Genomic DNA, 23,224 nt, shown 5'->3' on the forward strand with positions numbered 1-23,224 from the left:
CTGCCCCGAGTCGGGTTTCCCCTGGATCCGGCTTGGTATCTCGACTGGAAGGCCATGAAACTGCGCGACCTCTTGGGTCAGGATTTTCCGGGCAATGATGCCGCAATCGAGCCCGCCGTCGCGGCGCTCGATGTGACGGGGCTTGCGCTCGACAGCCGCGTGGTGAGGTCCGGCGATCTGTTTTTTGCGCTTGCGGGCAGCAAGACCGACGGCGCGCGGTTCATCGATGCCGCCGTCGCCGCGGGCGCCGTCGCTGTCGTCGGCGAGCATGCGCCGGATGCCCGCAAGGTGCCGTTCATTGCGGTCTCCAATCCGCGGCGCGCGCTGGCGCTGGCGGCGGCAAGATTCTTCCCCGCACAGCCTGCGACCATCGCGGCAGTGACCGGCACCAGCGGCAAGACCTCGGTGGCGGCGTTCACGCGGCAGATATGGGAGCGGCTCGGCCACGTCTCCGCCAGCATCGGGACCATCGGCCTGGTCTCGCCGAAGCGCACCGTCTATGGCTCGCTGACGACGCCCGATCCGATCGCGCTGCACCGGCAGCTCGATGAGATCGCGCGTGACGGCGTCACGCATCTGGCGTTTGAGGCGTCCTCGCACGGGCTCGATCAATATCGCCTCGACGGCGTGCGCGTCGCGGCCGGCGGCTTCACCAACCTCACGCGCGACCACATGGATTACCATCCGACAGTTGCGCATTATCTTGCTGCGAAGCTGCGGTTGTTCCGCGATCTGGTCCCGCCAGGCGGTGCGGCCGTGATCTCCGCAGATCATGATTGCTCGACTGAGGCGATCGAGGCCGCGAGGTCGCGCGGCTTGCGCGTGATGGCGGTCGGTCGCAACGGCGACGGGGCAGGCGAGGGCATCCGCCTCGTCGATGCCGAAGTCGACGGCTTTTCGCAGCAGCTCGCAATCGAGCATCGCGGCAAGGCGTATTCGATCAGGCTGCCGCTGGTCGGCGCATTCCAGATCGAGAACGCGCTGGTCGCCGCTGGTCTCGCGATCGGCACCGGCAGCGATGCGGCGAATGTCTTTGGGAGCCTCGAGCATCTCGAAGGCGCCAAGGGTCGGCTCGAGCTCGTCGGCGAGCGCAATGGCGCGCCGATCTTCGTCGACTACGCACACAAGCCGGATGCATTGGTCAAGGCACTTCAGGCGCTGCGGCCCTATGCGAAGCGCAAGCTCATCGTCGTGTTCGGCGCCGGCGGCGATCGCGATGCCGGCAAGAGGCCGATCATGGGTGCGATCGCGGCGGAGAATGCCGACGGCGTCATCATCACCGACGACAATCCGCGCAGCGAAAGGCCGGAAGCCATTCGCGCCGCGATCCTCGCGGCTGCAAAAGGCGCGAAGGAGATTGGTGACCGCGCTGCGGCGATCCGCGCGGCAATCGAGGAGCTCGAGCCGGGAGATGCGCTGCTGATCGCCGGCAAGGGCCACGAGACCGGGCAGATCATCGGCGGCGATGTGCTGCCGTTCAGCGATCACGAGGCGGTCGCGGCCGCATTAGCGACGAGGGTTTCATGAGCGCGCCATTGTGGACGGTTGCCGAGGTGGCGCGCGCGCTGGGGATCGAAGGATCGTTCCCGGACACGGCCATCGACTTCGTCACCCAGGACAGCCGGCTGGTGAAGCCGGGCAGCCTGTTCGTCGCGCTGAGCGGCACGCCGAGCGGCGGCTTCATCTCGGCCTTCGCCAGCGCGCGCGACGGCTGGGAGTTTGCCGACAAGGCCGAAGCCTCGGGTGCGGTCGCGATGATCGTGCCGCACGAGATAGCGGGTATCCGCATCCCGCAGCTCGTCGTCAAGGACACGCTGATCGATGGCCTCTGGGGCCTCGCGCGAGCCGCACGCGCGCGCTTTGCTGGACCGGTGATCGGGCTCACGGGCAGCGCCGGCAAGACCAGCACGAAGGAATATCTCGCGGCCTATCCGAACGCCTATGCGAACCCGTCCAGCTTCAACAATTTCTGGGGCGTGCCGCTGACGCTGTGCAATGCGCGGCCTGATGCGAGCCTCTGGGTCGTCGAGATGGGTATGAACCAGACCGGCGAGATCGCGCGGCTGAGCGGGCTGACGCGGCCGACGGTGGCGCTGGTCGTCAACGTCCAGCCGGTGCATCTGGAGAAGCTCGGCTCGCTCGAAGCCATCCGGCGCGAGAAGGTCTCGATCGCATTGGGCCTGCCGGACGACGGCGTGCTGGTGCTGCCGGCCGATATCGCCGCCCCCGAATGGCGCGGCAAGGTCATCCGCTTCGGCGACGGCACCGAGGTGCGCGAGCTCAAGCATTCGCCCCAGGGTGAGAGCTGGCAGGTGGGTGCGCTGGTCGGCGGCAAGGAGATCGACTTCAGTCTCACGCCCGGCGCGCCGCACCGCGTCCACAACGCGCTGGCCGCGCTGGCCTCGATTGATGCGGCCCATCTCGATGCGGCTGCGCTCGCGGCAAGGCTCGATGGCGTCGGCATCATGACGGGTCGCGGCGTCGAGCAGAGCGTCGGCGGCATCACCGTGATCGACGACAGCTTCAATGGCAATCCGGCCAGCATGGCCGCAGCCCTGGAAAGCCTCAAGGCGCGCCACATGACCAGTGGCCGCCGCATCGCCGTGATCGGCGACATGCTCGAGCTGGGAAGTGACGCGCCGTCCTATCACGTGAATCTTGCAAAACATCTCGACGGGATCGACGGCGTCTACTGCGTCGGTCCCTTGATGCATCATCTCTACCAGAAGCTGCCGCCGGCCAAGGGCCTTGGCTGGCATGACGACCCCGCCACGCTGGCCCCGCGAGCTGTCGCTGATCTGCTGAAGGCAGGCGATGTCGTGGTTGTCAAGGGCAGCAAGAAGATGTTCTGGGTCAACAAGTTTGTGCCGGGGCTAGTGGCCGCCTTGCAGGCAAAGGCGTAAACTGGTTAAGCGCCGTGTCTGATCCCACCATCCCCGGCCGTCCGGTTCTTGAGGGTCGCCCGACCACATGATGTAGGCCGGCGAGTGCGCCAAAAGTGCTTTCCGGCAAGGCCGCACGCGACGAGGCGGTATAGGACTGTCTGAATGTTTTACTGGCTGATCGAGCTCTCCAACACGTTTCCGAGTTTCGGTGCGTTTCGCACCGTGCTGAACGTTTTCCGCTACATCACGTTCCGCACCGGCGGCGCCGTCGTCACCGGCGCACTGTTCGTGTTCCTGTTCGGGCCGTGGATCATCGATCATCTGCGCATCCGCCAGGGCAAGGGCCAGCCGATCCGGGTCGATGGCCCGCAATCGCATCTCAGCAAGAAGGGCACGCCCACCATGGGCGGGCTGATGATCCTGTCCGGCCTCACGGTCGGCACGGTGCTGTGGGCCAACCCGCTCAACCCCTATGTCTGGATCGTGCTCGCGGTGACGCTCGGCTTCGGCTTCGTCGGCTTCTATGACGACTACCTGAAGGTGACCAAGCAGACGACGAGCGGATTCGGCGGTAAGCTTCGCCTACTGATCGAGGCGATCATCGCGCTGGTCGCCTGCTATGCACTGGTGCGGCTCAACCGCGATCCCGCGTCGACCGCGCTGACGATTCCGTTCTTGAAGGACACGGTGCTGCATTTCGGGTGGTTCTTCGTCGTGTTCGGCGCCTTCGTCATCGTGGGCGCCGGCAATGCGGTGAACCTCACCGACGGGCTCGACGGCCTCGCCATCGTGCCGGTGATGATCGCGACCGCGAGCTTCGCCATGATCGCCTATCTCGCTGGTAACGCCGTGTTCGCCGACTATCTTCAGATCAAATACGTCGCGGGCACCGGCGAGCTCGCGGTGCTCTGCGGTGCGCTATTGGGTGCCGGCCTCGGCTTCCTCTGGTTCAACGCGCCGCCGGCCTCGATCTTCATGGGCGACACCGGCTCGCTGGCGCTCGGCGGCATGCTTGGCTCGATTGCGGTTGCGGTGAAGCACGAGATCGTGCTCGCGGTGATCGGCGGCCTGTTCGTACTCGAAGCCGTCTCGGTGATCGTGCAGGTCGTCTCGTTCAAGCTGACGGGAAAACGCATCTTCAAGATGGCGCCGATCCATCACCATTTCGAGCAGCTCGGCTGGACCGAGCCGCAGATCGTGATCCGCTTCTGGATCATCTCGGTGATGCTGGCGCTCGCCGGCCTCTCCACGCTGAAGCTGCGGTGATCGATCGATGATCCCCGTCACTTCTTTCGCCGGCAAGACGGTCGCGGTCTTCGGCCTCGGCGGTTCCGGTCTCGCCTCCTGCCACGCGCTGAAAGCCGGCGGCGCCGAGGTGATTGCCGGCGACGACAGCGCCGACAACCTCGCAAGGGCCGCGCAGGAAGGTTTCATCACCGCCGATCTGCGCACCGTGTCGTGGGCGAATTTTTCCGCACTGGTGCTCGCACCCGGCGTGCCGCTCACCCATCCCGCGCCACACTGGAGCGTGCTGAAAGCGCGCGAGGCCGGCGTCGAGGTGATCGGCGACATCGAGCTGTTCTGCCGCGAGCGGCGGCGCCACGCGCCGAACGCCCCGTTCGTCGCGATCACCGGCACCAACGGCAAGTCGACGACGACCGCGCTGATCGCGCATCTGACCAAGGTTGCTGGCTACGACACCCAGATGGGCGGCAATATCGGCACCGCGATCCTGTCGCTGGAGCCGCCGCGCATGGGCCGCGTCCATGTCGTCGAGATGTCGTCCTACCAGATCGACCTCACGCCGTCGCTCGATCCCTCCGCCGGCATTTTGCTCAATGTCAGCGAGGACCACATCGACCGCCACGGCACCATCCAGCACTATGCCGAGGTGAAGGAACGCCTCGTCGCCGGCGTGCAGGCGGGCGGCACGTCGATCGTCGGCGTCGACGACGGCTGGTGCCGCGACATCGCCGACCGGCTCGACCGCGCCGGCAAGAATGTGGTGCGCATCTCCGTCAAGAATCCGCTGGCCTCCGGCATCTATGTCGAGCACGGCACGGTTCTGCGCGCCTCGGGCGGCGCGCGCAGCGAGGTGGCAAAGCTCGGCGGCATCGGCTCGCTGCGCGGCCTGCACAATGCGCAGAACGCGGCCTGCGCCTCCGCCGCCGCGCTCGCCATGGGCATCAGCCTCGACGTGCTTCAGAACGGCCTGCGCAGCTTCCCCGGCCTTGCGCATCGCATGGAGCAGGTCGGTCGCCTTGGCAATGTGCTGTTCGTCAACGACTCCAAGGGCACCAACGCGGACGCCGCCGCCCACGCGCTGTCGTCCTTCGCCGACATCTTCTGGATCGCCGGCGGCAAGCCGAAGATGGGCGGCATCACTGGCCTTACAGGCTTTTTCCCGCGCATCCGAAAAGCCTATCTGATCGGCGAGGCCGCGCAGGAGTTTTCGGGCACGCTGGGCAGTCAGGTGCCGCACGAGATCAGCCAGACGCTGGACGTCGCCGTCGAGCACGCCGCGCGCGACGCGGAAGCCTCAGGCCTCAATGAGGCCGTCGTCCTGCTCTCGCCCGCCTGCGCCTCCTTCGACCAGTACCGCAATTTCGAGATCCGCGGCGCCAAGTTCCGCGAACTGGTGCAAGCGCTGCCGGGCGTGAAGGCGGTGGTGTAGGGCACTCGCGCATCATTCTCCGCTGTCGTCGCCCGGCTTGACCGGGCGACCCAGTATTCCAGAGGCGGTGCTTGAGCCGCGAAGCCGCGGCGTACTGGATGCCCCGCTTTCGCGGGGCATGACGCGAGCATTTGTGGGCTCTCTCCAAAGTTATCGATCTCATTAACCCCCCGTAAACCAACCTCGGCGACCAATGGGCTGACCTCTGTCCGAAAGCCGGCCGCCCATGCTCTCCCGTGAAGAACGCACCCCCTTTTCCGAGTGGTGGTGGACCGTCGACAAGCCGCTGCTCGGCGTCATCCTGGCGCTGATGCTGACCGGGGTCATCCTGTCGCTGGCGGCGAGTCCGCCGGTTGCGACCCGCATCGGGCTTGATCCCTTCCACTTCTTCAGCCGGCACGTGATGTTCCTGGCCCCGTCCTTCATGGTCCTGATCGGCGTGTCGTTTCTGTCGCCGCGCGCGATCCGGCGGAGCGCGCTGATCATCTTCGCGATCAGCATCGTCCTGATCGTGTTGACGCTCGCCATCGGTCCCGAGGTAAAGGGCTCGCGGCGCTGGATCACGCTGCTCGGCGTCAACATCCAGGCCTCCGAGGCCGCAAAACCGTCCTTCGTCGTCATCGCCGCCTGGCTGTTCGCGGAATCGACCAAGCGGCCGGAGATGCCGGCGACCTCGATGGCGCTGGTGCTGCTGTTGATGCTGGTCTCGCTCCTCGTCATGGAGCCCGATTTCGGCCAGACCATGCTGATCCTGATGGTGTGGGGCGCGTTGTTCTTCATCGCGGGCATGCGCATGATCTGGGTGTTCGGGCTCGCGGGCGCTGCCGCTGCCGGCCTGTTCAGCGCCTATCTGTTTGTTCCGCACGTGGCAGGTCGCATCAAGCGCTTCATGAATCCGGCCTCCGGCGACACCTTCCAGGTCGATACCGCGATGGAAGCCTTCTACAACGGCGGCTGGTTCGGCCTCGGGCCGGGCGAGGGCATCGCCAAGCGCAGCCTGCCGGACAGCCACACCGACTTCGTGTTCGCGGTCGCCGCGGAAGAGTTCGGCATCATCCTGTGCCTTGCGATGCTGGCGCTGTTCGCCTTCATCGTCATCCGCACGCTGTCGCGCGCCTATGCCAATGAGGACATGTTCTCGCGCTTCGCGGCCTCCGGCCTTGCCATCCTGTTCGGCGTGCAGGCCGCGATCAACATGTCGGTCAATCTTCAGCTCATCCCGGCCAAGGGCATGACGTTGCCGTTCGTCTCCTATGGCGGCTCCTCGATCGTGACGCTCGCTTACGGCGTCGGCATGATGCTGGCACTGACACGGCTGCGCCCGCGCACCGAGGTCGAGTCGATCGGCCGCGCCGAGGCGATGCGCAGCTACGCGTAGAGCGCTCTCGTGTCCCGGACAAGCGGAGCGCAGATCCGGGACCCAGAATGCCGCACCAATGGGCCCCGGTTCAGCAGCGCACCACGCCGCGAAGGGCGGCGTGCTGCGCTGCGCCCGGGGCACGAGCCCAGTGACGTGGTCCGGCTCGCCATGATGGCTGACTGCCTGTAAAACCCTCGGCCATGGATACCTCCCCCTTGATTCTTCTCGCCGCGGGCGGCACCGGCGGTCATCTGTTCCCGGCCGAAGCGCTCGGCGTCGAATTGATCCGGCGCGGGTTTCGCGTGCGCCTCGTCACGGACGCGCGCGCGCTCCGCTACAGCGGGCTGTTCAGCAAGGACATGATCGACGTCGTGGCAAGCGAGACCGCGCGCGGCCGCAATCCAATTCAGCTTGCCCATGCCGGCCTCACGCTCGCCACCGGCACGCTGTCGGCCTTCAATCTGATGCGCCGGTCGAAGCCCATCGCGGTGGTCGGGTTCGGCGGCTATCCGACGCTGCCGCCCTTGATCGCTGCGAAGCTCGCCGGCGTGCCCGGCATCATCCATGATGCCAACGCCGTGCTCGGCCGCGCCAACCGTTTCCTGTCGCGCTATGTCCGCGCGATCGCAACCTCCTTGCCCGGCGTGCTCGACCGTGATCCCACGCTGGCGCCGAAGACCACGACGGTCGGCACGCCGATGCGTCCGGCCATCCTCGCAGCCGCGGCGGTGAAGTACACGCCGCCGGAGCCGAACGGTCCGCTCCGCCTGCTCGTCGTCGGCGGCAGCCAGGGCGCGCGCATCATGGCCGACATCGTGCCCGGTGCGATCGAGCGGCTCGATCCTGCGATCTGGCGCCGGCTGATCCTCACCCAGCAGGTCCGCGATGAGGACATGACGCGGGTGCGCGCGGTCTACGACAAGCTCAAGATCAATGCCGAGCTCGCACCGTTCTTCACGGACTTGCCGGCGCGGCTTGCCTCCAATCATCTGGTGGTGTCGCGCTCCGGCGCCGGCACGGTCGCCGAGCTCGCCGCAATCGGGCGGCCCTCGATCCTGGTGCCGCTGCCCGGCTCGATCGACCAGGACCAGTTCGCCAATGCCGGCGTGCTGGCCCAGGTGAACGGCGGCTTGCGCATTCCGCAGACCGAGTTCACCTCGGACCGGCTGGCTGCCGAGATCTCCGCCTTTGCCGCCGAGCCCGCGCGGCTTGCCGCCATGGCGGAGGCTGCCCGCGGTGCCGGCCGGCTCGATGCCGCAGAGCGTCTGGCCGATCTGGTGGTCAAAGTCGCGGGAATCTGACGCCCGTTCTGCCCCGGAATGACCAAAAATGCCCCTTGTCATGCCCCGCGAAAGCGAGGCATCCAGTATCCGGCGCAGCTGATTTGAATCTCGGGCGGCGCGGAGTACCGGATCGTCCGCAGTCGCGGACGATGACCCTGAGGAACCCACATGAGACTGCCGCGCGGGATCGGACCCATCCACTTCGTCGGGATCGGCGGCATCGGCATGAGCGGCATTGCCGAGGTGCTGGTCAATCTCGGCTACACCGTGCAGGGCTCGGACGCCTCCGACAATTACAATCTCGACCGTCTGCGCAAGAAGGGCGCAAAGGTCTCGGTCGGTCACAAGGCCGATAATGTCGACGGCGCCGAGGTCGTCGTGGTGTCCACTGCGATCAAACGCGACAATCCGGAACTGATGGCGGCGCGCGAACGGCGCATTCCCGTGGTGCGCCGCGCCGAGATGCTGGCCGAACTGATGCGGCTGAAGAGCTGCGTCGCGATTGCGGGCACCCATGGCAAGACCACGACCACCACGATGGTCGCAACGTTGCTCGACGCCGGAGGTCTTGATCCGACCGTGATCAACGGCGGCATCATCAACGCCTACGGCTCCAACGCGCGTCTAGGAGCCGGTGACTGGATGGTGGTGGAGGCGGACGAGAGCGACGGCACATTCCTGAAGCTGCCAACCGATGTCGCCATCGTCACCAATGTCGACCCCGAGCATCTCGATCACTTCAAGACGTTCGAAGCCGTGCAGGATGCGTTCCGCCATTTCGTTGAGAACCTGCCGTTCTACGGCTTTGCCGTGATGTGCATCGATCATCCGACCGTGCAGAGCCTGGTCGGCAAGATCGAGGATCGTCGCATCATCACCTATGGCGAGAACCCGCAGGCCGATGCGCGGCTGGTCGAGCTCACGCCGATGGGTGGCGGATCGAAATTCAAGGTCGCGATCCGCGATCGCAAGAGCGGTGCCGTGCATGAGATCGCGGACCTCATGCTGCCGATGCCGGGACGTCACAACGCCTCCAACGCGACCGCTGCGATTGCGGTGGCGCATGAGCTCGGCGTCTCGGACGAGGCGATCCGGAAGGCGATGGCGACCTTCGGCGGCGTGAAGCGTCGCTTCACCAAGACCGGCGAGTGGAACGGCATCACCGTGATCGACGATTACGGTCACCATCCAGTCGAGATTGCTGCAGTGCTGAAAGCGGCCCGCGAATCTACCAACGGCAAGATCATCGCCGTGGTGCAGCCGCATCGCTTCACCCGCCTGCAATCGCTGTTCGAGGAATTCTGCACCTGCTTCAACGATGCGGACGCAGTGATCGTCGCCGAGGTCTATCCCGCAGGCGAGGCGCCGATCGAAGGCATCGACCGCGATCATTTCGTCGCCGGCCTCCGCGCCCACGGCCACCGCCAGGTGATCCCGCTGCCGGCATCCTCGGATCTCGCCGGCATCGTCAAGGGCGTGGCGAAGTCAGGCGATCTCGTCGTGTGCCTGGGCGCCGGCAACATCACGCAATGGGCATATGCGCTGCCTGGCGAATTGAAGGCGCTGGGGTGACGATGCCGATGTCACACTCGCTGCTTGCCACAAAGCACACTGCACTCCCTCCCCCCTTGTGGGGGAGGGCGGGGGAGGGGGGTAGCCACAAACTCCGACCTCACTTGGGGCTACCCCCCTCCCTGCCCCTCCCCCACAAGGGGGGAGGGAACGGAGACATTGTGCCTTCCTTACAAAGGCCGCGTCTTCTCGCGAGTGTACTCGTATGAGCTTCCCCGACATCACGCCTGACCTCAAAGCCGCGATGCCTGACCTGCGCGGGCGGTTGCTCGCGAACCAGTCGCTGGCCGAGCTCACCTGGTTTCGCGTCGGTGGGCCGGCGCAGGTGTTGTTCACGCCGGCCGATGAAGACGATCTCGCTTATTTCCTCGCGCATCTCTCAACCGATATTCCGGTCTACGTCGTCGGCGTCGGCTCAAATCTGATCGTGCGCGATGGCGGCATGTCCGGCGTCGTGATCCGTCTTGCGCCGCGCGCCTTTGGCGATGCGAGCGCGAGCGGTGACGTCGTCACCGCGGGGGCGGCCGCGCTCGACAAGCGCGTTGCGGAAGTGGCGGCCAGCGCCAACATCGGCGGGCTCGAATTCTTCTTCGGCATTCCCGGCACGATCGGCGGCGCGCTGCGCATGAATGCCGGCGCCAATGGCGGCGAGACCAAGGACGTGCTTATCGAGGCGACCGGCGTCGGTCGCGATGGGAAGAAGCACGCCTTCTCCAATGTCGACATGCAATTCGTCTACCGCAACAGCGGCGTCGATCCCTCGATCATTTTCACCTCCGCGCGCTTTCGCGGCGTCATCAAGGACGAGGACGCGATCCGCGCCCGCATGGCGGAGGTGCAGAACCATCGCGAGACCGCGCAGCCCATCCGCGAAAAGACCGGCGGCTCGACCTTCAAGAATCCGCCCGGCCACTCCGCCTGGAAGCTGATCGACGCCGCCGGCTGCCGCGGCCTGCGCGTCGGCGGCGCGCAGGTCTCGGAGATGCACTGCAACTTCCTGATCAACACCGGCGATGCGACCGGCCACGACATCGAGACACTGGGCGAGACCGTGCGCGAACGCGTGAAGGCAAATTCCGGAATTGAGCTACACTGGGAAATCAAAAGGATCGGGGTTCCTCAGTGACTTTCATTCCGGAGCGCGACGAAGTCGCGAGCCAGGAATCCATAACCACGAGCTGGGGTTATGGATTCCGGGCCTGCGCCTGGCGGCGCATCCCGGAATGACGCAAGCAATAGGTGACGAAAGAACATGCGCATCACCATTCTCTTCGGCGGCTCCAACAGGGAGCGTCTGGTCTCGGTCGCAAGCGCACAGGCCCTGCATCAGGCGTTGCCCGAGGCCGATCTCTGGTTCTGGGACATCCAGGACAAGGTGCATGTCGTCCAGTCGAAGCAACTCGCCGAACACGCCTGTCCCTTCGAGGACGAGTTCAATCCGGGCACGCGCGGGATTCCGCTGGAGCAGGCGCTCGACCAGGCCAAGGCCGAGGATCGTGTGCTGGTGCTCGCGCTGCATGGCGGCTGCGCCGAGAATGGCGAATTGCAGGTGATGTGCGAAACGCGCGGCGTGCCCTTCACGGGATCGGGCTCGGCGTCCTCGCATCTGGCCTTCGACAAGATCGCCGCCAAGCAGTTTGCCGCGCTCGGCGGCGTGACGCCGCCGATCGGCATTGCGCTGGAAAACATCGACGTGGCTTTGGCCGAATACGGCAGGCTGATCGCAAAGCCGGCGCGCGATGGTTCGAGCTACGGCCTGATCTTCGTCAACGCCAAGCAGGATCTCGTCGCTGTCCGCAACGCTGCGAAACACGAAGAGTACGTGATCGAGCCCTACATCGCCGGCGTGGAGGCGACCTGCGGCGTGCTCGAGCGGCCGGACGGCTCGATGATGTCGCTGCCGCCGATCGAGATCATCCCGGGCGAGGGCAATTTCGACTATGCGGCAAAGTACCTGCTCAGCTCGACCCAGGAGATCTGCCCGGGCCGCTTCTCGCCCGAGGTCACGGCGGGGCTGATGGACCAGGCGATGCGGGCGCATCGGGCGTTGTCCTGCACCGGCTATTCCCGCTCGGACTTCATCGTGTCGGACAAGGGCCTGGTCTATCTCGAGACCAACACGCTGCCGGGCCTGACCAAGTCCTCGCTCTATCCCAAGGCGCTGAAGGCGCAGGGAATCGCGTTTGTCGACTTCCTGCGCGACCTGATCGAGCTCGCCGAGCGGGGTGTGCGGAAATAATTAGGGTTGGTTAACGGCCGGACGGGCGAAACGAGCCGTTTTGGAACCGAAAATCGCTAAAATGCGAGGGATAGCGGCATAAATGCCTCACAAGACGAGGCAAAAAGCGCCGGCCGTTAACGAAGTTTACCTTTTGTTTACCAGGAAGTCCGAAGGTTAACGCTGGCGGCGCATATGGCGATTTGGCTGCCGGCGCGTGGGCTGTTGCGGGTGTTCCCGTCTCTGGCCAACGCTTTGAAGGGGAGAGGCTTCTTCTGCTGAAGACCACCCGGCCGGCAGGTCCGAGACGTCATGGCGCGAGAACCCGCGAAATTTCCGCGGGCTAACTGTTGACGGGCTCGTGCAATGGATGGTGCAGGCAACCTCACCCGGTCGGTCCTTCGATCGCTGAGGCCCCAAGCTGACCTGAAGGCGGCCGCTATTGGAGCGGTCGTGCTTCTGCGCGAGTGGATCGAGCAGAAGCGTCAGGACAAGCGCGAAGAGAAGCTCCTGGACAAGCGCGCCCGCGCCAAGGCCAGTTTCAAGGCCGTTCCGGAGCGCGAGCCGACGCCGCGCATCGTTGCGCTGGTTGAACGCTTCCTGCCGCGCCGGGTCGGGATCAGCCTGACCGTCATCCTGCTCGCCGGCGCCACCGGCCTCGGCATCGTCAAGGGCGGCCATCTCCAGGATTTCATCGCCGCGGTCAGCGATGCCCGCAATGCGCTGGCCAATTCTGCCGGCTTCCGCATCACGTCCGTCGTCATCAACGGCCGCAAGCAGCTAAGCCAGGACGAGATTCTCGCCATCGGCGGCGTCAGCGGCCGCTCCTCGCTGCTGTTCCTCGACGCGGACGGCCTGCGCGACAAGCTCAAGGCCAATCCCTGGATCGCGGACGCGACCGTGCTGAAGCTCTATCCGGGCCAGCTCCAGATCGACATCACCGAGCGCAAGGCGTTCGCGCTGTGGCAGGAAGCTGGCCGGCTCTCCGTGATCGCCGACGACGGCGCCGTGCTCGAGCCCTATGTTTCGCGCCGCTTCCTGATGCTGCCGCTCGTGGTCGGCAAGGGCGCCGCCACCCAGGCGCGCGATTTCCTCGCGCTGCTCGCGCGCTATCCGCAGGTGCAGTCGGTGACCAAGGCGGCGATCTTCATCGGCGAGCGCCGCTGGAATTTGCGGCTGAAGGACGGCCTCGACGTGCGGCTCCCCGAGCAGGATGTCGGCAATGCGCTTGCCGCCCTGTCCAGGCTCGACAAGGAGGAGAAGCTGTTCTCCAAGGACATCGTCGCCGTCGACATGCGTCTGCCTGATCGTCTCGTGGTGCAGCTCTCCGACGACGCCGCGAAGGCGCGCGAAGAATTGTTCAAGGACAAGAAGTCCAAGAAGAAGGCCGGTGATTCCGCATGACCGGTCTCGATCGCACCCAGACGCCGAAGACCCGCCCGATGCCGCATAAGCGCGCCGGGCTCGTCGCCTGTCTCGACATCGGCACCAGCAAGATCGCCTGCATGATCGCGCGGCTGAAGCCGTCCGCGCCGAGCGAGGCGCTGCGCGGCCGCACCCATGCGGTGGAATTGACCGGCTACAGCCAGATCCAGGCGCGCGGCATGAAGGCCGGCGCGGTGGTCGATCTCGGCGAATGCGAGCAGGCGGTGCGTCAGGCCGTCGGGCTTGCGGAGAAGATGGCCAAGGTACGGGTCGAATCCGTGCTGCTGTCGGTCTCCGGCGGCAGGCTCGCCGGGCATATGGTCGAGGCTGCCGCCGACATCCGCGGCGGCGCGGTCACGCCGGCCGACGTCGATCGTGTCACCTCCACCGGCATGCGCCATGCCACCGGCGAGGGCCGCACCGTGTTGCACGCGCTCCCCGTCGGCTACACGCTCGATGGCGTCAAGGGCATCCGCGATCCCCGCGGCATGGTTGCGCGCCAGTTCGGCGTCGACATGAACGTCGTCACCTGCGACGCCACCGTGGCGCGCAACCTGATGCTGGCGGTGGAGCGCTGCCACATCAACGTCGAAGCCATGGCGGCGAGCCCCTATGTCGCCGGCCTCTCCGTGCTGACCGACGACGAGGCCGATCTCGGCGCCGCTGTCGTCGAGATGGGCGCGGGCACCACGACCATTGCCGTCTATTCCGGCGGCCGCTTCGTGCATGCGGCAGGCTTTGCGGTCGGCGGCCATCACATCACGATGGACCTGGCGCGCGGACTGTCGGCGACCATCGCCGACGCCGAGCGGATCAAGACGCTCAACGGCACGGTCATCACCGGCGGATCGGACTCGCGCGAGCTGATGTCGGTGCCGACCGCCGGCGACGAGCAGGATCTGCCGCAGATCGTCTCCCGCGCCACCATTGCCAACATCGTCAAGCACCGGGCCGAGGAAATCTTCGAGATGGTCCGCGACAAGTTGAAGGAGTCGCCCTTCGCGGCCGAGCCCAAGGGCCGCGTCGTGCTCTCGGGCGGCGCCTCGCAGCTCACCGGGCTCGTCGAGCTCGGCACGCAAATTCTCGGCCGTCCCGTGCGGATCGGCCGCCCGCTCGGCTTCGGCCGGCTGCCCAATGAGGCGAAGAACGCCGCCTTCGCGGTGCCCGCCGGGCTCCTGGTCTACCCGCAATATGTTCACCTTGAACATGTCGAACCGCGGCATACGCGGCAGATTAAGACAGGGACCGGCGGTTATTTCGGAAAGGTCGGACGATGGCTTCGCGAGGGCTTCTGATGACTCGTTTCCACGTTCCCGGATTTTCACCAACTCCCGCGGCCGCCGGCCGGGGCGAACCCACGCGCGCGTGATCGAGAGGCAACCATGACCATCAGTATCAACGTTCCTGATATTCACGAATTGAAGCCGCGAATCACCGTGTTCGGCGTCGGCGGCGCCGGCGGCAACGCCGTCAACAACATGATCACGGCTGGCCTTCAGGGCGTCGACTTCGTGGTCGCCAACACCGACGCGCAGGCGCTGACGATGTCGAAGGCGCAGCGCATCGTGCAGATGGGTACGCAGGTCACGCAGGGCCTCGGCGCCGGCTCGCAGCCGAACGTCGGTGCGGCTGCCGCGGAAGAGGTGATCGACGAGCTGCGCGACCATCTCTCGGGCGCCAACATGGTGTTCGTCACCGCCGGCATGGGCGGCGGCACCGGCACGGGAGCCGCTCCGGTGATCGCCAAGACCGCGCGCGACATGGGCATCCTCACCGTCGGCGTCGTGACCAAGCCTTTCCACTTCGAAGGCGGGCGCCGCATGCGCACGGCGGAAGCGGGCATCAACGAGCTGCACAAGGTCGTCGATACGCTCCTGATCATTCCGAACCAGAACCTGTTCCGGGTCGCCAACGAGAAAACCACCTTCGCCGACGCCTTCGCGATGGCCGACCAGGTGCTCTATTCGGGCGTAGCCTGCATCACCGACCTGATGGTGAAGGAAGGCCTGATCAACCTCGACTTCGCCGACGTCCGCGCCGTGATGCGTGAGATGGGCAAGGCGATGATGGGCACGGGCGAAGCCTCCGGCGACAAGCGCGCGCTGACCGCCGCTGAAGCCGCGATCGCCAACCCGCTGATCGACGACAGCTCGATGAAGGGTGCCAAGGGCCTCCTGATCTCGATCACCGGCGGCAAGGACCTCACTCTGTTCGAGGTCGACGAAGCCGCGACCCGCATCCGCGAGGAGGTCGACCAGGACGCCAACATCATCGTCGGCGCCACCTTCGACGAAGCCCTCGACGGCCTGATCCGCGTCTCGGTCGTTGCCACCGGCATCGAGCAGGCGGCGATCGCCCGCAACAGCCAGGCATCGAGCGCACCGGCCGTTGCCGTTGCCGCCCCGCAGGCTCCGGCCGCCCAGGCTGAAACCCGGCTCGCGGATCTCACCGCGCGGCTGCGCGCGGACAACCAGCGGCTTGCCGAGCGCGCCCAGAAGCTGGAAGCGCAGATCCCGCCGGCGGCGGCCGCACCGGTCGCTGCCGCTCCCATGGCGCCGCGTCCCAATGTCGAGCGGGCTGCGCTGGCTGCGATTGCCGCCGCGGTGGCTCCCGAAGTGCCGCACGCCCCGGCGCCCCAGACCTATGGCGACGTCACCGTGCGTCCGATCGCGCAAAAGCCCTCGCTGTTCCCCGAGCCGGAAGCAGCGCCCGTCGCGATGCAGGAGCCGATGACGCCGGAAACCTTCATCCCGCCGCAAGCGGAGCGTCCGCCGCTGCGTGCGCCGCGGATGCCGCGCCTCGAGGACCTGCCGATGCCGGCCCAGGCCGAGATTCGCCAAGGCCGCGAGGCCGAGGACGAGCCGACTCAGAAGACCCGCCTGTCGCTGTTGCAGCGCCTTGCCAATGTTGGCCTTGGCCGACGCGACGAGGAGAGCGAGCCGCCGGTCACAGCCCGCACCGCAGGTCCGGCGATGCCGCCGCTGCCCGACCGCAGGCCGCAGCGCAGCGTGGCTCAGCAGGTCGCCGCCAGTGATCCGGTATCAGAGTATGCCCGCCGACCCCCGCCGCAAGGTTTGGACGCACATGGCCGCCCCGCACCTGTTGCGCCGGCGCCACAGGGAGACGACCATCTTGATATCCCGGCCTTCCTGCGCCGGCAGGCGACGTGAGGATTGTTACAATCGAGGCAACCCAAAAGGTCCCGGCGAAACGTTCGCCGGGACCTTTGCTTTTGCTCTGCGGAATCTCGGGCTGCGAGAGCAACCAACTGATTTTCAATGATTAATTATGTATTCCGTGGTGGAGTAAAGTTGCCGGAACCGGCTCCAAACGTGGCGCAAATTGGATCAGGCCACGCCCGAATGCGGCAGAGTTGGGGTAACAATTGGTAAAAAAGCGTGAGTTGGCTTGTTTGGGGCAGTGACTATGGTCTGCGCGTGACTTGGGGATACGGAGATTCGAGCTGGTGCCTCGGACGGCCAGTTCAGTCCAGTATAAGTCGCAGTGGGTCGTAGGGTGGGCAGTTCCCGATGAAATTTAGTCGGCAAACAACGCTTCGCGCGCAGGCCACCGTGGTTGGCGTCGGCGTTCATTCCGGTCTCCCCGTCACGCTGACCTTGGGGCCTGCACCTGTCGATGCAGGCTTGGTTTTTGTCCGCACCGGCCTCGAAGGTTCTGACCGCGAAGTGCAGGCCACCGCCGAGCAGGTCATCGCAACCGATTTCGCGACGGTGCTTGGCGACCGCGACGGTGCGCTGGTATCGACGGCCGAGCACGTGCTTGCTGCACTGCGAGGCATGGGTGTGGATAACGCCACCATCGAGATCGACGGTCCGGAAGTTCCGATCATGGACGGCAGCGCGGCGGCGTTCGTTGCGGCGATCGACCAGGCCGGTATCGTCAGCCAGTCGGCGCAGCGCCGGTTCATCCAGATTTTGAAGCCGGTCTCGGCTGCGATCGGTGATTCCTTCGGCGAGCTGCGGCCTTACGCAGGCGGCTTCCGCGCCGAAGTCGAGATCAATTTCGCCAATCCCGTGATCGGCCGGCAGGCCTACACGTTCGAGCTCAGCCCGGAGCGCTTCCGCCGCGAGATCGCGCGGGCCCGCACCTTCGGCCTGATGTGCGATCAGGCGCGTCTCTGGGGCGCGGGCTTCGCGCGCGGCGCCTCCTTCGAGAACACCGTCGTGTTCGACGACGAGCGACTGCTGAATACCGAAGGCCTGCGCTACGCCGACGAATGCGTGCGCCACAAGGTGCTGGACGTGGTGGGGGATCTGGCACTGGCCGGCCTGCCGCTGCTGGGCGCCTACCGCTCGGTCCGCGGTGGCCACAAGCTCAACCACGCCGTCCTGACCGCGCTGCTTGCCGATCGGACCGCTTGGCGGGTGGTCGAGGGTGAGGCGGCTCGCCGCACCACGCGTCCCGTGGTCGAGGTGGGCAGCGGTATCGTGGGTGGCCGGATTGCCGCCGCCTACGGGCCGGACGTGTCCTGAAAGGCTGATTCGGGCCGCTTTGGCCCAGCCGCGCAGGTCCTGGTAACCATGATCGATTAGCATCGGCACACCGTCGCCTTAATCCGGGCGAAATGCCTGCCTATCCGGGACGTTAACGATCGTTTTTGGGTTACACCGGCTTGGGTCGCATGGCAGGGCGCCGGAGTACGGGCAAACAGATTTCGCGGCCATGGCGGGGTCATGGCGTGGCGGGCAGCGCATCACAGGGCGTCAGGTCTTAAATTCATGTCAGCACAGCGTATGACGCGCGAATCATTCACGGCTTCGCTCGCGCCCCCGGCGCGACGGTTGCTGCAGGCCGCCGCGTTCCTCGCGCTCGCGCTGCCGCTCGGCGGCTGCGGCACGGGCGATCTGTGGGACAAGTTCACCGCCAAGGACGACACCTTCGTCGAGGAGCCGGCCGACAAGCTCTACAATGAGGGCCTGTACCTCATGAACGAGAAGAAGGACATCAAGGCGGCGAACAAGAAGTTCGAGGAGGTCGACCGGCAGCACCCCTATTCCGACCTGGCCCGCAAGTCGCTTCTGATGTCGGCTTACGCGTCCTACCAGGCCGGCGACTATGACAGCTGCATCGGCTCTGCCAGCCGTTACGTCACCCTGCATCCCGGCAGCCCGGACGCGGCCTACGCGCAATATCTGATCGCGGCGTCCCATTACGACCAGATCCCGGACATCAGCCGCGACCAGACCCGCACCGAGAAGGCGATCGCCTCGCTCGAAGAGGTGGTGCGCAAATATCCGAACTCCGAATATGCGGCCAGCGCCAAGGCCAAGATCGAGGGCGCGCGCGACCAGCTCGCCGGCAAGGAGATGTCCGTCGGCCGCTATTACGCGCAGAAGCGCGATTTCACGGCCGCGATCAACCGCTACAAGACCGTGGTCACGCAGTACCAGACCACGCGCCATGTCGAGGAAGCGCTCTACCGCCTGACCGAGGCCTATATGGCGATCGGCATCGTCGGCGAGGCACAGACCGCGGCCGCCGTGCTCGGGCACAATTTTCCTGACAGCCGCTGGTACAAGGACGCCTATAATCTTGTAAAATCCGGCGGTCTCGAGCCGAGCGAGAATCAGGGGTCCTGGATCAGCAGGACCTTCAAGAAGATGGGCCTCGGCGGCTAGGAAATTTGGGGTTCCATGCTGGCGCGTCTGTCGATCCGTGACATCGTCCTGATCGAACGGCTCGATATCGAATTCGCGACCGGCCTTGCGGTTTTGACCGGCGAGACCGGCGCGGGAAAATCCATCCTGCTCGATGCCTTTGCACTGGCGCTCGGCGGCCGCGGCGATGCCGGCCTCGTGCGCCATGGCGCGGAGCAGGGGCAGGTCACGGCCGTGTTCGACGTGCCGAAGGCTCATCCCGCGACCAAGATCCTCGCCGAGAACGGGCTGGAGGATACCGGTGAGATGATCCTGCGCCGCGTGCAGCTCGCCGACGGCCGCACCCGTGCCTTCATCAACGACCAGTCGATCAGCGTGCAGACCCTCAAGGCAGTCGGCGCTGCGCTTGTCGAGATCCATGGCCAGCATGACGAGCGCGCGCTGGTCGATGCCTCCACCCACCGCCGTCTGCTCGATGCCTTTGCCGGCCTCGAGAAGGATGTCACCGTGGTCGAAGCGCTGTGGGATGCGCGCCGCACGATAAATACGGCGCTGGACGAGCATCGCGCCGGCATGGAGCGCGCCGCGCGCGAGGCGGATTATCTGCGCCATGCCTCGGACGAATTGAAGCAGCTTGCGCCGAAGGACGGCGAGGAGACTTCGCTCGCCTCCCGCCGCACCACCATGATGCAGGGCGAGAAGATCGCCTCCGATCTGCGCGAGGCGCAGGAAATTGTCGGCGGGCACAATTCGCCGGTCGCGGCTCTTTCGGCGGCGGTGCGCAGGCTGGAGCGCCGCGGCGTCAATTCGCCGGCGCTGGTCGAGCCTGCGGTGAAGGCGATCGACGCTGCGATCAATTCGCTGGAGGAGGCCGACCAGCATCTCCAGGCCGCGCTCGCTGCAACCGATTTCGATCCCTTGGAGCTCGAGCGCATCGAGGAACGCCTGTTCGCGCTGCGCGCGGCTTCGCGCAAATATTCGACGCCGGTCGATGGCCTCGCAGCGCTTGCCGCGAAATACGCGGCCGATGTCAGGCTGATCGACGCCGGCGCCGAACAGTTGAAGAAGCTCGAGCTGGCCGCGATCGAGGCCGATGCGCGCTACGCTGCTGCTGCCAAGAAGCTCTCGGTTGCACGCCAGAAGTCGGCGGAAAAGCTCAACAAGGCCGTCAACGCCGAGCTCGCCCCGCTCAAGCTCGAACGCGCGAAATTCATGACCCAGGTCGAGACGGATGAGGGCGCGCCGGGACCGCAGGGTTTCGATCGCGTCGAGTTCTGGGTGCAGACCAATCCCGGGACGAAGCCGGGGCCGCTGATGAAGGTCGCCTCAGGCGGCGAGCTGTCGCGCTTCTTGTTGGCGCTGAAGGTCGTGCTGTCCGACCGCGGCTCGGCGCCGACCCTGGTGTTCGACGAAATCGACACCGGCGTCGGCGGCGCGGTGGCCGATGCGATCGGCGCTCGCCTGGCGCGGCTTGCCGGCCAGGTGCAGGTGATGGCGGTCACCCACGCCCCGCAGGTCGCCGCCCGCGCCGACCAGCATCTGCTGATTTCCAAGGACGCCCTCGACAAGGGCAAGCGCGTCGCCACCCGCGTCAATGCGCTCGCCGCCGACCACCGCCGCGAGGAGATCGCGCGGATGCTGGCGGGCGCGGAGATCACCGCGGAGGCGAGGGCGGCTGCGGAACGCTTGTTGCGGGCGGCAACGGCTTAGAACTCTCTCGTCCCGGCCGCAGAGCCGGGACCCAGAATGCTGCCCCATGGGCCCCGGATCGGCAGCGCACCGCCATAGCGCGTCGAAGACGCGCGTGAACGCGCTTATGGCGCTGCGCAGCGTCCGGGGCACGAGATTTTCCACACGCCTTTACCCTCACGCCGCGTCTGTCGTATTCAAGCACCATGGCAAGAGCAGCAAGATCCAAAGCGAAGACGCTTCCCGATGTCGCCGATCTCACCAAGCCCCAGGCCAAGGTGGAGCATATGCGGCTTGCCCTCGAACTCGAGGGGCACGACAAGCGCTACTATCAGGACGACGCGCCGACCGTTACCGATGCCGAATATGACGCGCTACGCCAGCGCTTCAACGCGATCGAGAAGCGCTTCCCCGAATTCGTCAGCGCGGAATCGCCGTCGCAGAAGATCGGCGCGGCGCCGTCCGGACGCTTCAAGAAGGTGCGGCATGCCGTGCCGATGCTGTCGCTCGACAACGCATTTGCCGAAGAAGACGTGCGCGATTTCGTCGGCCGCATCGCGCGCTTCCTGAAGCTTGCCGACGATCGGATCGATTTCTCTGCCGAGCCCAAGATCGACGGGCTGTCGATGTCGCTGCGCTATGAGGGCGGCGAGCTCGTCACTGCGGCGACGCGCGGCGACGGCGCGGTGGGCGAGGACGTCACCGCCAACATCCGCACGCTGCACGACGTTCCGCAGAAGCTGAAGGGCCGCAACGTCCCCGACATCTGCGAAGTGCGCGGCGAGGTCTACATGACCAAGAAGGCCTTCCTCGCGCTCAACGAGCGGCAGAAGTCCGCCGGCGACACCATCTTCGCCAATCCGCGCAATTCGGCCGCCGGCTCGCTGCGGCAGAAGGACCCCGGCATCACCGCCTCGCGCCCGCTCGGCTTCTTTGCCTATGCGTGGGGGCAGATGAGCGCGATGCCGGAGGGCACGCAGAGCGGCATGATCAACTGGTTCGAGCGCTGCGGTTTCAAGACCAATCCGCTGACCAGGCTCTGTCACTCCGTCGAGGAGCTGCTCGCGTTTCATCGTTCAATTGAAGAGCAGCGCGCCGAGCTCGACTACGACATCGACGGCGTCGTTTACAAGGTCGATCGCATCGACTGGCAGGAGCGGCTCGGCTTCGTGTCGCGCACGCCGCGCTGGGGCATCGCGCACAAGTTTCCGGCCGAGCGCGCCATGACGGTGCTGCGCGACATCGAGATCCAGGTCGGTCGCACCGGCTCGTTCACGCCGGTCGGCAAGCTCGAACCGATCGGCGTCGGCGGCGTGATCGTGCAGAACGTCACGCTGCACAATGAGGACTACATCAGGGGCATCGGCAACAAGGGCGAGACCTTGCGCGAGGGCCGTGACATCCGGATCGGCGACACCGTCGTGATCCAGCGCGCCGGCGACGTCATCCCGCAGGTCGTCGACGTCGTAATCGACAAGCGGCCCAGAAACGCGAAGGAATTCCAATTCCCGAAGAAATGCCCGTGTCCGCTGCACACCGACGTGGTGCGCGAGGAGACGGCGACGGGCGAGGAGGGGTCGCGCGCCCGCTGCACCGGCGAGTTCGCCTGCCCCTACCAGAAGACCGAGCATTTGAAGCTGTTCGTGTCGCGCCGGGCGTTCGACATCGACGGTCTCGGCGAGAAGCAGCTTCAGTACTTCTTCGACGAAGGCTTCGTGAAGGAGCCCGCCGACATCTTCACGCTACAGAAGCGCAATGCGAAGCTGAAGCTGGAGGAGATCGAGGGCTACGGCGAGACCTCGGTGCGCAACCTCTTCGGCGCCATCGAGAGCCGGCGCAACATCGCGCTGGAGCGTTTCATCTATGCGCTCGGCATGCGTCATGTCGGCGAGACCACGGCACTGGCGCTGGCACGCGGCTACGGTTCGTGGGATGCGTTCCACGATGCCTGCCTCAAGGTCACCAAGGGCGACGAGGAGGCAATTGCCGACATGGATGCGCTGGACCAGATCGGCGACACCGTGATCAAGAGCATCGCCGACTATTTCGGCGAGAGCCACAACCGCGGCATCGTCGAGCGGCTGACAGGCGAAGTCGACATCATCGACGCCGAGAAACCGAAGAGCAATTCCGCCGTCGCCGGCAAGACCGTGGTGTTTACGGGCTCGCTGGAGAAGATGACGCGGGATGAGGCCAAGGCGACGGCGGAGCGGCTCGGCGCAAAAGTGTCGGGATCGGTGTCGAAGAAGACCGACCTGGTCGTCGCCGGCCCCGGTGCGGGTTCGAAGCTCGCCGAAGCCAACAAGCACGGCGTCCAGGTGCTCACCGAAGACGAATGGCTGAAGCTGATCGGGGAGTGAGAGAGCGCGCTCGCGCCTCTCGCTCCGCCGTCATCGCCCGCGAAGGCGGGCGATCCAGCATTCCAGAGGCATGAGTTGGATACGGAGAGGCCGCGGCGTACTGGATCCCCCGCTTTCGCGGGGGGTGACAGCGAGATTGA

16 protein-coding genes are annotated in these 23,224 nt (G+C 65.9%); all 16 read left to right on the plus strand.

Annotation, left to right across the window (positions count from 1 at the left end; genetic code table 11):
• The first annotated feature begins 54 nt into the window (after positions 1–54).
• The 16 genes from QQL28_RS14410 (at position 55) to ligA (ending at position 23,084) form a co-directional block, all read left to right on the plus strand.
• A complete protein-coding gene (locus QQL28_RS14410; protein ID WP_284266230.1) occupies positions 55–1,527 on the plus strand; it encodes a UDP-N-acetylmuramoyl-L-alanyl-D-glutamate--2,6-diaminopimelate ligase in 1,473 nt (490 codons plus the stop codon).
• On the plus strand, positions 1,524–2,903 hold the full coding sequence (locus QQL28_RS14415) for a UDP-N-acetylmuramoyl-tripeptide--D-alanyl-D-alanine ligase (RefSeq protein ID WP_284266232.1): 1,380 nt from the start codon (positions 1,524–1,526) through the stop codon (positions 2,901–2,903). Before QQL28_RS14410 ends, QQL28_RS14415 begins: the two co-directional genes overlap by 4 nt.
• A gap of 144 nt (positions 2,904–3,047) precedes the next feature.
• A complete protein-coding gene (gene mraY / locus QQL28_RS14420; protein ID WP_284266234.1) occupies positions 3,048–4,151 on the plus strand; it encodes a phospho-N-acetylmuramoyl-pentapeptide-transferase in 1,104 nt (367 codons plus the stop codon).
• Between the two features lie 7 nt (positions 4,152–4,158).
• Positions 4,159–5,559 carry a UDP-N-acetylmuramoyl-L-alanine--D-glutamate ligase gene (murD, locus tag QQL28_RS14425; protein WP_284266236.1) on the plus strand — a complete coding sequence of 467 codons (1,401 nt, stop codon included), beginning with the start codon at positions 4,159–4,161 and terminating at the stop codon, positions 5,557–5,559.
• 226 nt (positions 5,560–5,785) lie between these two features.
• On the plus strand, positions 5,786–6,937 hold the full coding sequence (gene ftsW, locus QQL28_RS14430) for a putative lipid II flippase FtsW (protein WP_284266238.1): 1,152 nt from the start codon (positions 5,786–5,788) through the stop codon (positions 6,935–6,937).
• 182 nt (positions 6,938–7,119) lie between these two features.
• On the plus strand, positions 7,120–8,220 hold the full coding sequence (murG, locus tag QQL28_RS14435; RefSeq protein WP_284266240.1) for an undecaprenyldiphospho-muramoylpentapeptide beta-N-acetylglucosaminyltransferase: 1,101 nt from the start codon (positions 7,120–7,122) through the stop codon (positions 8,218–8,220).
• 150 nt (positions 8,221–8,370) lie between these two features.
• Positions 8,371–9,774 (plus strand): UDP-N-acetylmuramate--L-alanine ligase, encoded by a 1,404-nt coding sequence (murC, locus tag QQL28_RS14440; RefSeq protein WP_284266242.1) that lies wholly within the window; start codon positions 8,371–8,373, stop codon positions 9,772–9,774.
• 205 nt (positions 9,775–9,979) lie between these two features.
• Positions 9,980–10,900 carry a UDP-N-acetylmuramate dehydrogenase gene (gene murB / locus QQL28_RS14445; RefSeq protein ID WP_284266244.1) on the plus strand — a complete coding sequence of 307 codons (921 nt, stop codon included), beginning with the start codon at positions 9,980–9,982 and terminating at the stop codon, positions 10,898–10,900.
• 126 nt (positions 10,901–11,026) lie between these two features.
• Positions 11,027–12,013 carry a D-alanine--D-alanine ligase family protein gene (locus QQL28_RS14450; RefSeq protein WP_284266246.1) on the plus strand — a complete coding sequence of 329 codons (987 nt, stop codon included), beginning with the start codon at positions 11,027–11,029 and terminating at the stop codon, positions 12,011–12,013.
• 345 nt (positions 12,014–12,358) lie between these two features.
• Positions 12,359–13,396 (plus strand): cell division protein FtsQ/DivIB, encoded by a 1,038-nt coding sequence (locus QQL28_RS14455; protein ID WP_284266248.1) that lies wholly within the window; start codon positions 12,359–12,361, stop codon positions 13,394–13,396.
• On the plus strand, positions 13,393–14,712 hold the full coding sequence (gene ftsA, locus QQL28_RS14460) for a cell division protein FtsA (RefSeq protein WP_284266250.1): 1,320 nt from the start codon (positions 13,393–13,395) through the stop codon (positions 14,710–14,712). Before QQL28_RS14455 ends, ftsA begins: the two co-directional genes overlap by 4 nt.
• 87 nt (positions 14,713–14,799) lie before the next feature.
• Complete coding sequence (ftsZ, locus tag QQL28_RS14465) at positions 14,800–16,587, plus strand: cell division protein FtsZ (protein ID WP_284266252.1); 1,788 nt, start codon at positions 14,800–14,802, stop codon at positions 16,585–16,587.
• A gap of 360 nt (positions 16,588–16,947) precedes the next feature.
• Positions 16,948–17,910: a UDP-3-O-acyl-N-acetylglucosamine deacetylase gene (gene lpxC, locus QQL28_RS14470; protein WP_284266253.1), complete on the plus strand. Its 963-nt coding sequence runs from the start codon at positions 16,948–16,950 to the stop codon at positions 17,908–17,910.
• Positions 17,911–18,156: 246 nt separating this feature from the next.
• Entirely contained in the window at positions 18,157–19,056 is a 900-nt protein-coding gene (locus QQL28_RS14475) for an outer membrane protein assembly factor BamD (protein ID WP_284266255.1), read from the plus strand.
• Positions 19,057–19,071: 15 nt separating this feature from the next.
• Positions 19,072–20,745, plus strand: coding sequence for a DNA repair protein RecN (gene recN, locus QQL28_RS14480; RefSeq protein ID WP_284266257.1), 1,674 nt, complete (start codon positions 19,072–19,074; stop codon positions 20,743–20,745).
• Between the two features lie 185 nt (positions 20,746–20,930).
• A complete protein-coding gene (gene ligA, locus QQL28_RS14485; RefSeq protein WP_284266259.1) occupies positions 20,931–23,084 on the plus strand; it encodes an NAD-dependent DNA ligase LigA in 2,154 nt (717 codons plus the stop codon).
• Positions 23,085–23,224 lie beyond the last annotated feature (140 nt).

Origin of the sequence: Bradyrhizobium iriomotense (assembly GCF_030160715.1) — a bacterium.
GTDB classification, from domain to species: domain Bacteria; phylum Pseudomonadota; class Alphaproteobacteria; order Rhizobiales; family Xanthobacteraceae; genus Bradyrhizobium; species Bradyrhizobium iriomotense.